Origin of the sequence: Streptomyces sp. NPDC045470 (genome assembly GCF_040646595.1) — a bacterium.
Lineage (GTDB): Bacteria > Actinomycetota > Actinomycetes > Streptomycetales > Streptomycetaceae > Streptomyces.
The window spans coordinates 572,453-585,723 of sequence record NZ_JBEZAN010000004.1; the positions used below are offsets into that span (position 1 = coordinate 572,453).

The window sequence follows — 13,271 nt, forward strand, 5'->3', positions numbered from 1 at the left end:
TTCCCCGGCCCCCCGGGCCACGAGCCCCGGCCGGGCCCGTCCAGGACCCGCCCAGGGCCCTGGAGGCCACCGTCCCGGCCGCTCCGCCGGACCCGCCCCGCCCCCGTCCGCCGACTTCTCCCTTCAGCGAACATTGCACCCATACGTCCCGTGAACAGGGCCTTTGTGGGTGTATTCGGCCCGAGGGCCGGGCTGGCGGCGAGCGGAACCCCCGGAGGCCGTTAGGCTCGTGCTGCAGAACTCCAGACACCCATGAAGGAGACAACGTGCCGTCCATCGACGTCGTCGTAGCTCGCGAGATCCTCGACTCGCGAGGCAACCCCACGGTCGAGGTCGAGGTCGGCCTCGACGACGGCAGCACCGGCCGTGCCGCCGTCCCGTCCGGCGCCTCGACCGGCGCCTTCGAGGCCATCGAGCTGCGCGACGGTGACCCGGCCCGCTACCAGGGCAAGGGCGTGGAGAAGGCCGTCCTCGCGGTCATCGAGCAGATCGGCCCGGAGCTCGTCGGCTACGACGCCACCGAGCAGCGCCTGATCGACCAGGCCATGTTCGACCTGGACGCCACCGACAACAAGGGCTCGCTCGGCGCCAACGCCATCCTCGGCGTCTCCCTGGCCGTCGCGCACGCCGCCTCCGAGGCCAGCGACCTGCCGCTGTTCCGCTACCTCGGCGGCCCGAACGCCCACGTGCTGCCGGTCCCGATGATGAACATCCTGAACGGCGGCTCGCACGCCGACTCCAACGTGGACATCCAGGAATTCATGATCGCCCCGATCGGCGCGGAGTCCTTCTCCGAGGCGCTGCGCTGGGGCACCGAGGTCTACCACACCCTCAAGAAGGTCCTGAAGGGCAAGGGCCTGGCCACCGGCCTGGGCGACGAGGGCGGCTTCGCCCCGAACCTGGGCTCCAACCGCGAGGCCCTGGACCTGATCCTCGAAGCGATCAAGGAAGCCGGCTACACCCCCGGCCAGGACATCGCGCTGGCGCTCGACGTCGCCGCCTCCGAGTTCTACAAGGACGGCGTCTACGAGTTCGAGGGCGAGCAGCGCACCGCCGAGCAGATGACCTCGTACTACGAGGAGCTCGTCGCCGCCTACCCGCTGGTCTCCATCGAGGACCCGCTGTTCGAGGACGACTGGGCCGGCTGGAACGTCATCACCGAGCGCCTGGGCTCCAAGGTGCAGCTGGTCGGCGACGACCTGTTCGTCACCAACCCGGAGCGCCTGGCCCGCGGCATCGAGGAGAACTCGGCCAACGCCCTGCTGGTCAAGGTCAACCAGATCGGTTCGCTGACCGAGACCCTGGACGCCGTCGAGCTGGCCCAGCGCAACGGCTTCAAGTGCATGATGTCGCACCGCTCCGGCGAGACCGAGGACGTCACCATCGCCGACCTGGCCGTCGCCACCAACTGCGGCCAGATCAAGACCGGCGCCCCGGCCCGCTCCGAGCGCGTCGCCAAGTACAACCAGCTCCTGCGCATCGAGGAGATCCTCGACGACGCGGCGGTCTACGCCGGCCGCTCCGCCTTCCCGCGGTTCCGCGTCGCGGACTGACCGGCACGAGCGGGGGCTGAAGCCCCGCGGGCCGCGAACGGCCCCGGAAGCCGTGAATACGTACGTCCCCGGCAGCGGTCCCGTACCGTTGCCGGGGACGTACGTGCTGCGGGCCGGGCCGTCCCGGGCCCGGTGATCCAGGGGAGGCGACGTGTCCGCGGAACGGTTCTCCACCGCGACCCGGCTCAAGGCGCTCGGCGAGCAGGCCGCCGCCCGCGTCCAGAGCGCCGGCCGGCCCCGCCGGGGCCGCCTGACCGGCCGTGCGGCGCTGCTCGCGCTGGTGCTGTGCTCCCTGGTCGTCGCCCTCGCGTACCCCACCCGGCAGTACATCTCGCAGCGCGCCGAGATCGCCGACCAGCGCCGCCAGGCCGCCGAGGCCCAGTTGCGCGCCGACGAGCTGCGCGACGAGAAGGCCCGCTGGCAGGACCCGGAGTACGTACGGCAGCAGGCGCGGCTGCACCTGCACTACGTCCGGCCCGGCGAGACCGGCTTCATCGTCCAGGACGGGTCCGGCACGGGAAAGCGGCGCACCGGCCGGGCCGCCACCGAAGATCCCTGGTACGACAACATCTGGAACGGCCTGGACGCCGCCGACAAGTAGCCTGTCCCGTGCGCGCGCCCGGCCCGGCCCGCCGTACGGCGCCGCCGTCCTCCACCACCGCCACGACCGAAAGCACCCACGTCCGTGTCTGAACACCTCATGCCCCCGCCGCAGACCGAGCGCACCGAGCCCACCGACGCGGACATCGCGGCCTTCAAGGAACAGCTCGGCCGCCCGCCGCGCGGCCTGCGCGCCATCGCGCACCGCTGCCCCTGCGGCCAGCCGGACGTCGTCGAGACGGCCCCGCGCCTGGAGGACGGCACCCCCTTCCCCACGCTCTACTACCTCACCTGCCCGCGCGCGGCCTCCGCGATCGGCACGCTGGAGGCCAACGGCGTGATGAAGGAGATGACCGAGCGGCTGGCCACGGACCCGGAGCTGGCCGACCGGTACCGGGCCGCCCACGAGGACTACATCCGCCGCCGGGACGCCATCGAGGAGCTCAAGAACTTCCCGAGCGCGGGCGGCATGCCCGACCGGGTCAAGTGCCTGCACGTCCTGGTCGGCCACTCGCTCGCCGCCGGCCCCGGCGTCAACCCGCTCGGCGACGAGGCGCTGGCGATGCTGCCGGCGTGGTGGCGCAAGGGCCCCTGCGTGACCCCCTGCACGGACACCACCGAGGACGAAGGAGACCCGACCGCATGAAGCGCGTAGCGGCCGTCGACTGCGGCACCAACTCCATCCGCCTGCTCGTCGCCGACCTCGACCCGGCGACCGGCGAGCTGAAGGACCTGGACCGCCGGATGACGATCGTGCGGCTGGGCCAGGGCGTGGACCGTACCGGCCGGCTCGCTCCCGAGGCCCTGGAGCGCACCTTCGCGGCCTGCCGCGAGTACGCCGCGGTCATCGAGGAGCTGGGCGCCGAGACCGTCCGCTTCGTCGCCACCTCCGCCTCCCGCGACGCCGAGAACCGCGACGACTTCGTGCGCGGTGTGGTGGACATCCTGGGCGTCGAGCCCGAGGTGATCACCGGCGACCAGGAGGCGGAGTTCTCCTTCACCGGCGCCACCAAGGAGCTGACCGGCCGCACCGGCCTCGACACCCCGTACCTGGTGGTGGACATCGGCGGCGGCTCCACCGAGTTCGTCCTCGGCTCCGGCGCGGTGGACGCCGCCCGCTCCGTGGACATCGGCTGCGTCCGGATGACCGAACGGCACCTCGTACGGGACGGCGAGATCGTCGACCCGCCCGGCGACGAGCAGATCAGCGCCATGAGGTCGGACATCGCCCGCGCCCTGGACGAGGCGGCACAGTCCGTCCCCCTGGACCGGGCCGCCACCCTCGTCGGCCTGGCCGGCTCGGTGACCACGGTCGCCGCCATCGCCCTGGACCTGCCCGGTTACGACTCCGAGGCCATCCACCACGCGCGCATCCCGCTGACCAGGGTCCGCGAGATCACCCACCACCTCCTGACCGCCACCCACGCGGACCGCGCCGCCATCCCCTCCCTGCACCCGGGCCGCGTCGACGTCATCGGCGCGGGCGCCCTCGTCCTCCTGTCGATCATGGAACGGGTGGGCGCGGACGAGGTCGTCGTCTCGGAACACGACATCCTGGACGGGATCGCCTGGTCCTTGGCCTGAGTCCCTACAGGTTGCGGTAGACGTCCCGCCGGTCGCCCACCTTGACGACGAGGACGACGAGTTCACCCTCGTTGATCTGGTAGGCGACCCGGTAGCTTCCGACCCGGAGCCGGTAGAGCCCTGACGGGCCGGTGAGCTTCTTGACGTCGGCGTCCTGGCGGTACGGGTCGTCACCGAGTGCGGTCAGCGCGGTCAGGATGCGCATGGCGTCGGGTCGGCTGATGGTCCGGAGTTTCCGCTGCGCCGCTGTGGTGAACCGGAAGGCGTACTTCACGCCGTCTCGCCGTCCTGCTCGGTGAACAGGTCCGCGAGCAGTTCCGCCATGGTCACGGTGCTGCCTCCCTCGGCCAGCACCGCTTCGGCCTCGCGCGCCAGCATCACGTCGGCCGCTTCCTCCAACGCTTCGAAGTCAGAGATCGGCACCACGGCCGCCACCGGGGCGCCATTGCGCGTAATGACAGTCGGGACACCTCCCTCCGCCCGGTTGATGTGGTCGGCAAGGTGCGCGCGGGCTTCCCTTACGGTCACGGTGTTCTCAGCCATGAGGTCAGTGTACGCAGTCGCGTGTACACGCGGCGTTCGTCGGGAGTTGCGTTGGGAGGCGATGCTCCACGGCATCGCCTGGTGCTGCGCGTGATACTCCCCGCCCGGCCCGAGACCGGGCGGCCCGTCGCGGACGCTACCGCTTACGGCCCCTCGGAGCCCCACGAACCGCACGGACTCCCGTCATGCCCACGAGCACCCGATTACGTCCGCGAGGCTGCTCCCGGAGATGTCGGGGACGGCCGCTTCGATCGCCTCGCGCGCATACGTCCGAGCATTTCGGGCATCTGCGCGTCGCTCAGGAATCCCCGGAGCGGCGCTGTGGACACGGATGCTGGTCCCGGGAAACTGCCGCACGCTAGGAGCTGTTCGCGGCCCCCGCACACGGGAGCGAGCCATGACGTCGATGCGTTCGCCGATCGGCCCGGAAAGGCTGACGGGGGTGCGGGTTCTCCGCAGCCGGTCCGGTCTCGGGGGGCATCACGGGGCACCTCTTCAAGGCCACCCGAGAACGCATTCCCTGCACACAGCATGGCCTGGCCGAGTTGCTGGACGTGGACCTCGCGACCGTCCAGGGCTGGGAGTCCGGCCGCCGGTCGCTGGCGGCCGTGCTGTCCGCTCAGTTCTTGCGGATCCGCCGCCACCTGCTCCGGCACGGTGGACGCGTTCCGCAGCCACCCGCTGTCCGGATGGGTGTGCACACGGACGGCCGTCCACATGATCGCTTGGGTGCTTACCGGGGTAACCCCCAAGGCCCTTCCGCGGCCCCGGCGACCACACCGTGCAGGCGCGGACCGTCTCCCATCTCTCCGGCCCTCTCCTGAGGTCCGACGATTCCTTCATGGCGGACCGCACGCCGGTGTGGGACGCGGGCGCGCTGCTCCGCAGCCTCGCGGATCGCCTCGCCCCCGGTCTCGGCTGCGTGGATCTGAACATCCACTCGGTGTGGGCGCTGATCGTGGCTCGTCCGGGGGCTCCGGCCGCTCATCCCGGACTCGTCGTAGACCTGCGGCACCGGGGCGAGCGCCTGCTCGACAGCGGCACCGGTTCCAGGCAGTCCCGGCGCGAGCTCGACGCCGTGCAATACGGGGACCCGGAGACGATCGCCGAGCACAGTTTCCGTACGGCGGTCATCGGTGCCGTGCTGGCGATGATGGAAGGCGCCGATCCGGCGAAGGTCGCGCTGATGTGCACGTTTCACGACACACAGGAGACGCGGGTCGGCGACATCCCGTGGGTCGGCCGGCGCTATCTGAAGGCGGCGAAGAGCGAGGACGTCACGGCCGATCAGGTCGCCGACGCCCATCCGGCGGTCGCGGCGGGTGTCCGGGCGGTGGTCGAGGACTATGCGAACGGTGACTCCCTGGAGGTCGCGGTCGCGCACGACGCGGACGAGCTGGAGTGCATGATCCAGGGGATCGAGTACCTCGAACAGGGCTACCGCAACGCCCAGGAGTGGGGTGGACAGCACGCGGGCGAAGTTGAAGACCGCTTCGGCGGTCGAGCTTGCGGAAGCCGCGCAGGGGATGAGTTCTGCCGACTGGCAGCGGGTGTTCCTGCGCTGAGGCGACGGGGGGCGGAGGTGGCCCGACGGGATGGTGCCGCGGCCGTCGTGGAGGGGGTGGGCAGCTCCTCGTGCGGGCTCGCGGCAGGGCCTGGCGGGGTCTTCTTCGGGGGTGAACGGCCCCTTCCGCGAGAAAGTTCGTGAAACTCTTCACATGAAAAAGGGCCCAACGGGCGGGAGAAACCGGTCGCCTGGCCCTAGTTCTGGAGCCGTAGGCCCCTGAGGTCGCAAAAATGTGCGGTTTCAGTGGTGTTAAAGAGATCCTTACGCACCGTGTGGTCCACCGGGGCCGGAGGGCGCAATCCCTGATCAAAAGGGGTTTCCAACGCTTCGGAGGGTAGCGTGGTTCCCTCTTGGGGGTATGGCGTCGATCACGGGGGCGCGGAGTGTAGCAGATGACCTTCGGAACCTTGTGAAGGGGCTCACGAGGGGTGCCCCGGGTCGGGGTGGATACTCGATTGCATGAGCACCACGGAGCGTCCCAGGATCCTCGTTGTAGGCGGTGGGTACGTAGGTTTGTACGCGGCACGCCGCATCCTCAAGAAGATGCGGTACGGCGAGGCGACGGTCACGGTCGTCGACCCGCGCTCGTACATGACGTACCAGCCCTTCCTCCCTGAAGCTGCTGCCGGCAGCATCTCTCCCCGCCACGTCGTGGTGCCGCTGCGACGCGTGCTCCCGAAGGCGGAGGTCCTCACCGGCCGCGTCACCACCATCGATCAGGACCGCAAGGTCGCCACGATCTCGCCGCTGGTCGGCGAGGCGTACGAGCTGCCCTTCGACTACCTGGTCATCGCGATGGGCGCGGTCTCCCGTACCTTCCCGATCCCCGGCCTCGCCGAGAACGGCATCGGCATGAAGGGCATCGAGGAGGCCATCGGCCTGCGCAACCACGTCCTGGAGCAGTTGGACAAGGCCGACTCCACGACCGACGAAGAGGTCCGCCGCAAGGCGTTGACCTTCGTCTTCGTCGGCGGTGGCTTCGCCGGCGCGGAGACCGTCGGCGAGGTCGAGGACATGGCCCGCGACGCCGCGAAGTACTACAACAACGTCAAGCGCGAAGACATGCGCTTCCTGCTGGTCGACGTGGCCGACAAGATCCTCCCCGAGGTCGGCCCCAAGCTCGGCGCCTACGGCAAGGAGCACCTGGAGAGCCGCGGGGTCGAGGTCTACCTCGGCACCAGCACCAAGTCCTGCGTCGACGGCCACGTGGTGCTGAGCAACGACCTGGAGGTCGACTCCAACACCATCGTGTGGACCGCGGGCGTCAAGCCGAACCCGGCGCTCTCCCGCTTCGGTCTCCCGCTGGGCCCGCGCGGCCACGTGGACACCCAGGCCACCCTCCAGGTGCAGGGCACCGACTACATCTGGGCCGCGGGCGACAACGCCCAGGTCCCGGACCTGGTCGGCCGCAAGGCCGGCAACGAGAACGCCTGGTGCCCGCCGAACGCCCAGCACGCGCTCCGCCAGGCCAAGGTCCTCGGCGACAACGTGATCTCCGGCATGCGGGGCTTCCCGCAGAAGGAGTACAGCCACGCCAACAAGGGCGCGGTCGCGGGCCTGGGCCTGCACAAGGGCGTCGCGATGATCGTCCTCGGCAAGACCAAGATCAAGCTGAAGGGCCGGCTGGCCTGGTACATGCACCGCGCGTACCACGGCATGGCGATGCCGACCTTCAACCGCAAGATCCGCGTCTTCGCCGACTGGACCCTCGGCATGTTCCTCAAGCGCGAGATCACCTCGCTCGGCGCCATGGAGAACCCGCGCGAGGAGTTCTACGAGGCCGCCAAGCCGGCCCCGGCGCCCGCCGCCGCGGCCGACGACAAGGCGAAGAGCGGCGACAAGGCGGAGGCCAAGGCCTCCTGACCTTCCGTCGGGAGTGACGTCCGGCAGCGGACGTCACCCGTACACCACCGCCGAAGGGGCGGCCGCCATCCGTGGTGCGGCCGCCCCTTCGGCGTATTCGTTGTGGCGAAGCGCGGTCGTTTTGCTGTTCCCTTACGAACGAACGGGACTAGCGGGCGCCCGGACGGCGTTTACATGGTGGGTGAAACTGTCTTCGCCCTTCTCGTCAACACGGAGGTGTGCGACATGGCCGACGCCGCTGGACGGCTCTCCAAGCTCGCCGAGGAGGTGCTGGGAGCCCCGCTCCCGGTCCGTATCCGCGCCTGGGACCGCAGCGAGTACGGCCCGCCGGGCGCCCCCACCCTCGTCGTCCGCCACCGTCGCGCCCTGCGCCGCCTCATGTTCAAGCCGGGGGAGTTGGGCTTGGCGCGCGCTTGGGTGGCCGGTGAGATCGATGTGGACGGCGACCTGTACGAGGCGCTGGACCTGTTGTCGGGGATGGTGTGGGAGCGCGGTACGGCGGCGGACAAGCCGCAGCGTGCCGCCGCCCTGCGGGCCCTGGTCAGGCCGGAGATCCGTGCCGCCGCCCGTGACCTGGTGGCCCTGGCGGGCCTTCCCGTACCGCCCAAGCCGCCGGCCGAGGAGGCCCCCAAGAGCCACGGCCCGCTGCACACGCTGCGCCGTGACAAGGAGGCCATCAGCCACCACTACGACGTCGGCAACGACTTCTACGAGCTGGTGCTCGGCCCGTCCATGGTCTATTCGTGCGCGTACTGGGAGAGCCCGGACGCCACCCTGGAAGAGGCCCAGCGCGACAAGCTGGACCTGATCTGCCGCAAGCTGGGCCTCAAGGAGGGCGAGCGGCTGCTGGACGTCGGCTGCGGCTGGGGCTCGATGGCCCTGCACGCCGCCCGCGAGTACGGCGTACGGGTCGTCGGCATCACCCTCTCCGAGGAGCAGGCCACCTACGGCCGCAAGCGCGTCGCCGAGGCCGGCCTCGCGGACCGTGTCGAGATCCGCGTCCAGGACTACCGCGAGGTCCACGACGAGCCGTTCGACGCGATCTCCTCGATCGGCATGGCCGAGCACGTCGGCCGCGCCCGCTACGCCGAGTACGCCGCCGACCTGTACGCGCTCCTCAAGCCCGGCGGGCGGCTGCTCAACCACCAGATCGCCCGCCGCCCGCTGGCGGACGAGGACGCCTACCACGTCGACGAGTTCATCGACCGGTACGTCTTCCCGGACGGCGAGCTGGCCCCGGTCGGCCGCACCGTCGGGCAGTTGGAGGACGCCGGGTTCGAGGTGCGGGACGTGGAGGCGATCCGCGAGCACTACGCGCTGACGCTGCGCGCCTGGGTGGCCAACCTGGAGGCGCACTGGAAGGAGGCGGTGCGGCTGACGACGCCGGGCCGGGCCCGGGTGTGGCGGCTGTACATGGCCGCTTCCGCGCTCTCCTTCGAGCAGAACCGGATCGGGGTCAACCAGGTGCTCGCGGTCCGCACACCGGACTCCGGCGCCTCCGGGCTGCCGCTGCGCAGCCGCGACTGGCGCGGCTGACCCCGTACGGCACACGACGACCCCGGTGGCCGGCCCGCGCGGAGCGGACCGGCCACCGGGGTCGAGTCGTGCGGTGCCCGTACCGTTGCGGCGCGGTACGGGCACCGGCGCGCCGCCGTACGGGCGGCCGCTACTCGGCCTTGATCGCCTCCAGCATGTTCAGCTTCGCGGCCCGGCGGGCCGGCCACAGCGCGGCCAGCATGCCGACCACCGCGGCGAGCGCCAGGAAGACGCCCAGCCGGCCCCACGGGAGCACCAGCTCGTAGGCGGCCATCGAGCCGCCGATCAGCTCACCGGCGGCCCAGCCGAAGAAGACGCCCAGGCCGATGCCGAGGACCCCGCCGAACAGCGCGATCACCAGCGACTCCAGCCGCACCATCCGCTTGATGCCGACCCGGTCCAGGCCGATCGCCCGCAGCATGCCGATCTCCTGCGACCGTTCGAAGACCGACATGGCCAGGGTGTTGACCACCCCGAGCACCGCGACGACCACGGCCATGGCGAGCAGCCCGTAGAGCATGTTCAGCATCAGGTTGATCGTCTGGGCGATGCTCTCGGACACGTCCTTCTTGTCCTTGACGGTGATCGCCGGGTTCTTGCCGAGCGTCTCGGTCAGGGAGTCCTTGGCGGCCTGGCTCGCGCCGTCCGCCGTCTTGACCAGCACCTGCGCGTCGGTGGGGTGCTTCTGGTGCGGGGTGAGCACGGAGGTGTCGAGCAGGATGCCCCGCAGCAGATTGTTGCCCTCGAAGACACCGGAGACGGTGAGGCGGCCCTTCCTGCCGTCCTCGAAGGTCGTCTCGAAGGACGAGCCGACCTGCCAGCCGTGCTGCTCGGCGGTGTCGCTGTCGACGACCGCCCGGTTCGTCTTCGGGGCGCCGAGCCCGTCGAGGGAGCCAGCGGTGAACTTCAGGTTCGTCAGCTCGCCGATCGTCCTGCCGTCGACCCCGGTCAGGGACTCCGTCCCGCCGCCGACCCGGGCGTCGGCGCTGCGCACCGGGCTGGAAGCGGTGACCTTCGGGTCGGCCGCCAGCGTCTTCGCCACGTCGGGGGAGAGCGGGCCCATGGTGGCCATGCTGACGACGTAGTCGGCCTTCAGGGCGTCGGTCGCCATCTTGTCGATGGCCTTCTGGACACTGCCCGCGATCACGGTCAGGCCGGTGACCAGGGTGAGCCCGATCATCAGGGCGGAGGCCGTGGCGGCCGTACGGCGCGGGTTGCGCACCGCGTTCTGGCGGGCCAGCTTGCCCGAGATGCCGAACACGCGCAGGACGGGTGCGGCGGCCGCGATCAGCGGGCGGGACAGCAGCGGCGTCAGCACGAAGACACCGATCAGGAGCAGCCCGGCGCCGAGCCCCATCAGCCCCTTGCCGTCGGTGCCGATCGCGGTGGCGCCCAGCACGCAGGCGATGCCCGCGCCGGCCAGGACCGCGCCGATGGTGTTCCGCACCACCAGGGACTTCGTGGTCGCCGCCGCGTGGACGCTGTTCATCGCGGCGACCGGCGGGATCTTCGCGGCGCGGCGGCTCGGCAGCCAGGCGGCGAGCACCGTGACCACGGTGCCGACCAGCAGCGAGACGACGACGGTGGAGGGGGCGACGACCAGCGGGCCCTCCGGGACGGTGCCCAGGGCGCCGGTGAACGTCCGCAGCCCGGCGCCGATGCCGATACCGGCCAGCAGGCCGGTGACGGCGGCCACCGCGCCGACCACGAACGCCTCGATCAGCACCGAGCGGGTGACCTGGCGGCGGCTGGCGCCGACCGCCCGCATCAGGGCCAGGTCCTTGGTGCGCTGGGCGACCAGCATGGTGAAGGTGTTGGCGATGATGAAGATGCCGACGAAGAGCGCGATACCGGCGAAGACCAGCAGGACGGTCTTCATGCTGTCCATGCTCTTGGCGATCATCTCGGCCTGGTCGTCGGCCATCTTCTTGCCGGTGACCGACTCGGCGGTGTCCGGCAGCACCTTGTCGACCGCGGCCTTCAGCGCGTCCTGGGAGGTGCCGGGCGCGGCCTTGACGTCGATCTCGCTGAACTCGCCGGGCGCGGCGAACAGCTTCTGCGCCGTCGCGGTGTCGAACAGCGCGAGGCTGCCGCCCGTGGCGACCGCGCCGTCGTCGGTGGTGAAGATGCCGGAGATCTTCGCCTCGCGGACCGGGCCGTCGACGGACAGCCGTACGGTGTCGCCGACCTTGTAGCCGGTCTTCGCGGCGGTCCCGGAGTCCAGTGCGATCTCGTGTGCGCCCTTGGGGGCGGTGCCGGACGTCATCGGGAAGCGGGCGTCCTTGCCGTCCGCGCCGGGGTAGTAGTTGCGGCCGCGGGCGCTGGTGCCGTTGCCGGCCTGCCGGCCCTTCTTGTCGGCGATGGCGGTGAACCCCTCGACGGTGCCGGTGGCACCGGCCGCGCCGGGGACCTTCCCGGCCTGGTCGAGCAGCGCCTGGCTCAGCCCGGGGGCCTCGCCGGGCGCGGCGTCGGCGGCGTCCGAGCGGTGCGGCTGGACGGCCACGTCGACGCCGTCGAGGCCCTTCTGCGAGCTCTTCTGCGTGGCGTTGGAGAGGGTGGAGGTGAAGACCAGGGTGCCGGAGACGAAGGCGACGCCGAGCATGACGGCGAGGACGGTCATCAGCAGCCGGGCCTTGTGCGCGAGCACGTTGCGCAAGGCGGTACGGAACATGGTGGGTCCTGGGGGGAGTGGGGCGGTCGGCGGGCTTCCGGTGCGGGTCAGCTGACCCGGCCCCTGGCGTCGAAGCCCTTCATGCGCTCCAGCACCCGGTCGGCGGTCGGGTCGGCCATGTCGTCGACGATGCGGCCGTCGGCGAGGAAGATCACCCGGTCCGCGTAGGCCGCCGCCACCGGGTCGTGGGTCACCATCACCACGGTCTGCCCCAGTTCCCGTACGGAATTGCGCAGGAAGCCGAGCACCTCGGCGCCGGAGCGGGAGTCGAGGTTGCCGGTCGGCTCGTCGGCGAAGATGATCTCGGGCCGGGAGGCGAGCGCGCGGGCCACCGCGACGCGCTGCTGCTGGCCGCCGGAGAGCTGCGCGGGCCGGTGCTTGAGCCGCCCGGACAGGCCGACGGTCTGCACGATGCGGTCCAGCCACTGCCGGTCGGGCTTGCGGCCCGCGATGTCCATCGGCAGCGTGATGTTCTCCAGCGCGGTCAGCGTCGGCAGCAGGTTGAACGCCTGGAAGATGAAGCCGATCTTGTCGCGGCGGAGCTGGGTGAGCTTCTTGTCCTTCAGGCCGTTCAGCTCCGTGCCGCCGATCAGGGCCGAGCCGCGGGATATGGCGTCCAGTCCGGCCATGCAGTGCATGAGGGTGGACTTGCCGGACCCCGAGGGGCCCATGATCGCGGTGAACTCGGCCTGCCGGAACTCCACGGACACCTGGTCCAACGCGACCACCTGGGTCTCGTCCTGTCCGTAGACCTTGGTGAGATCCGTGGCGCGTGCGGCCACAGTGGCGCGGGTGGCGGTGGAAACGCCGGTGTGGGGGGTGGTCACGGGAAGGGACTCCTGTCGAACGTCGGGACCGTGGCAGGCCGGGTGAAAGCGGCCTTGTCCATCGTGGGGGAGACGTGAGCACGCCAACGTCACCCCCCGAGCCGGTCCTGGGGGAGCCCTGGGGCGTAGCGCGGACCCGGCCGGTCATCCCTGGGTATGAGGGGGACCCCGAGGGGCCAGGGGGCGGAAGGGCGCTCGAGGGGGCGCACGCAAGGCATCGAGTTTCCGTCAATCCGGACACGGCTCGCGGCAGGCGCCGGAGCGGCGGGGGTGGGCCGCAGGCATGTGCCGAAGGCCCGTACCAGCCGCTGATGACCCCTCAGTTGCCAATAAAATAAGACAACCTCGGGAAGACGGGCCCCTGTTCGGACGGCACTGCGGGCTAGGCTCGTGCTGCCCCCTTCGAGGTGGCATTGGGGGGTCCCAGGCCCGGATGGTGGAATGCAGACACGGCGAGCTTAAACCTCGCTGGCCTTCGGGCCGTGCCGGTTCAAGTCCGGCTCCGGGCACAGTACTTGACCACCGGT

General features: G+C 70.8%; 11 protein-coding genes and 1 tRNA gene. 8 read left to right on the top strand and 4 right to left on the bottom strand.

The window, feature by feature from the left end:
• Positions 1–266: 266 nt before the first annotated feature.
• From eno to AB0A97_RS16915, 4 genes are all read left to right on the top strand, one after another.
• A complete protein-coding gene (gene eno, locus AB0A97_RS16900) occupies positions 267–1,553 on the top strand; it encodes a phosphopyruvate hydratase (protein ID WP_030021607.1) in 1,287 nt (428 codons plus the stop codon).
• A gap of 151 nt (positions 1,554–1,704) precedes the next feature.
• On the top strand, positions 1,705–2,154 hold the full coding sequence (locus AB0A97_RS16905; RefSeq protein ID WP_361149916.1) for a septum formation initiator family protein: 450 nt from the start codon (positions 1,705–1,707) through the stop codon (positions 2,152–2,154).
• Positions 2,155–2,253: 99 nt separating this feature from the next.
• The gene (locus AB0A97_RS16910; protein ID WP_361150215.1) at positions 2,254–2,799 is read left to right on the top strand and encodes a DUF501 domain-containing protein; all 546 of its coding nucleotides are present in this window, start codon (positions 2,254–2,256) and stop codon (positions 2,797–2,799) included.
• Complete coding sequence (locus tag AB0A97_RS16915) at positions 2,796–3,737, top strand: Ppx/GppA phosphatase family protein (RefSeq protein WP_361149918.1); 942 nt, start codon at positions 2,796–2,798, stop codon at positions 3,735–3,737. Before AB0A97_RS16910 ends, AB0A97_RS16915 begins: the two co-directional genes overlap by 4 nt.
• Positions 3,738–3,741: 4 nt before the next feature.
• On the opposite strand, the gene AB0A97_RS16920 is transcribed toward AB0A97_RS16915, so the two are convergent.
• Both AB0A97_RS16920 and AB0A97_RS16925 read right to left on the bottom strand, forming a co-directional pair.
• On the bottom strand, positions 3,742–4,011 hold the full coding sequence (locus tag AB0A97_RS16920) for a type II toxin-antitoxin system RelE/ParE family toxin (protein ID WP_361149921.1): 270 nt from the start codon (positions 4,009–4,011) through the stop codon (positions 3,742–3,744).
• Positions 4,008–4,280 (bottom strand): type II toxin-antitoxin system Phd/YefM family antitoxin, encoded by a 273-nt coding sequence (locus AB0A97_RS16925; protein WP_361149923.1) that lies wholly within the window; start codon positions 4,278–4,280, stop codon positions 4,008–4,010. Before AB0A97_RS16925 ends, AB0A97_RS16920 begins: the two co-directional genes overlap by 4 nt.
• A gap of 841 nt (positions 4,281–5,121) precedes the next feature.
• Here AB0A97_RS16925 and AB0A97_RS16930 point away from each other — a divergent pair.
• The 3 genes from AB0A97_RS16930 (at position 5,122) to AB0A97_RS16940 (ending at position 9,246) form a co-directional block, all read left to right on the top strand.
• A complete protein-coding gene (locus tag AB0A97_RS16930; RefSeq protein WP_361149926.1) occupies positions 5,122–5,988 on the top strand; it encodes an HD domain-containing protein in 867 nt (288 codons plus the stop codon).
• Between the two features lie 318 nt (positions 5,989–6,306).
• A complete protein-coding gene (locus AB0A97_RS16935; protein ID WP_030021613.1) occupies positions 6,307–7,710 on the top strand; it encodes an NAD(P)/FAD-dependent oxidoreductase in 1,404 nt (467 codons plus the stop codon).
• 225 nt (positions 7,711–7,935) lie between these two features.
• Entirely contained in the window at positions 7,936–9,246 is a 1,311-nt protein-coding gene (locus AB0A97_RS16940; protein WP_361150217.1) for a cyclopropane-fatty-acyl-phospholipid synthase family protein, read from the top strand.
• Positions 9,247–9,376: 130 nt separating this feature from the next.
• On the opposite strand, the gene AB0A97_RS16945 is transcribed toward AB0A97_RS16940, so the two are convergent.
• Positions 9,377–11,917, bottom strand: coding sequence for an FtsX-like permease family protein (locus AB0A97_RS16945; protein ID WP_361149929.1), 2,541 nt, complete (start codon positions 11,915–11,917; stop codon positions 9,377–9,379).
• Between the two features lie 47 nt (positions 11,918–11,964).
• Positions 11,965–12,744 carry an ABC transporter ATP-binding protein gene (locus tag AB0A97_RS16950; protein WP_361149932.1) on the bottom strand — a complete coding sequence of 260 codons (780 nt, stop codon included), beginning with the start codon at positions 12,742–12,744 and terminating at the stop codon, positions 11,965–11,967.
• A gap of 427 nt (positions 12,745–13,171) precedes the next feature.
• Here AB0A97_RS16950 and AB0A97_RS16955 point away from each other — a divergent pair.
• Positions 13,172–13,253 (top strand) — tRNA-Leu (locus tag AB0A97_RS16955).
• Positions 13,254–13,271: the final 18 nt, after the last annotated feature.

What these genes read in the sequence shown, in the direction of transcription:
- AB0A97_RS16910 (WP_361150215.1), top strand. Translation starts at nt 2,254, where the DNA reads ATGCCCCCGCCGCAGACCGAGCGCACCGAGCCCACCGACGCGGACATC.
- AB0A97_RS16915 (WP_361149918.1), top strand. Translation starts at nt 2,796, where the DNA reads ATGAAGCGCGTAGCGGCCGTCGACTGCGGCACCAACTCCATCCGCCTG.
- AB0A97_RS16925 (WP_361149923.1), bottom strand. Translation starts at nt 4,280, where the DNA reads ATGGCTGAGAACACCGTGACCGTAAGGGAAGCCCGCGCGCACCTTGCC.
- AB0A97_RS16930 (WP_361149926.1), top strand. Translation starts at nt 5,122, where the DNA reads ATGGCGGACCGCACGCCGGTGTGGGACGCGGGCGCGCTGCTCCGCAGC.
- AB0A97_RS16935 (WP_030021613.1), top strand. Translation starts at nt 6,307, where the DNA reads ATGAGCACCACGGAGCGTCCCAGGATCCTCGTTGTAGGCGGTGGGTAC.
- AB0A97_RS16940 (WP_361150217.1), top strand. Translation starts at nt 7,936, where the DNA reads ATGGCCGACGCCGCTGGACGGCTCTCCAAGCTCGCCGAGGAGGTGCTG.
- AB0A97_RS16945 (WP_361149929.1), bottom strand. Translation starts at nt 11,917, where the DNA reads ATGTTCCGTACCGCCTTGCGCAACGTGCTCGCGCACAAGGCCCGGCTG.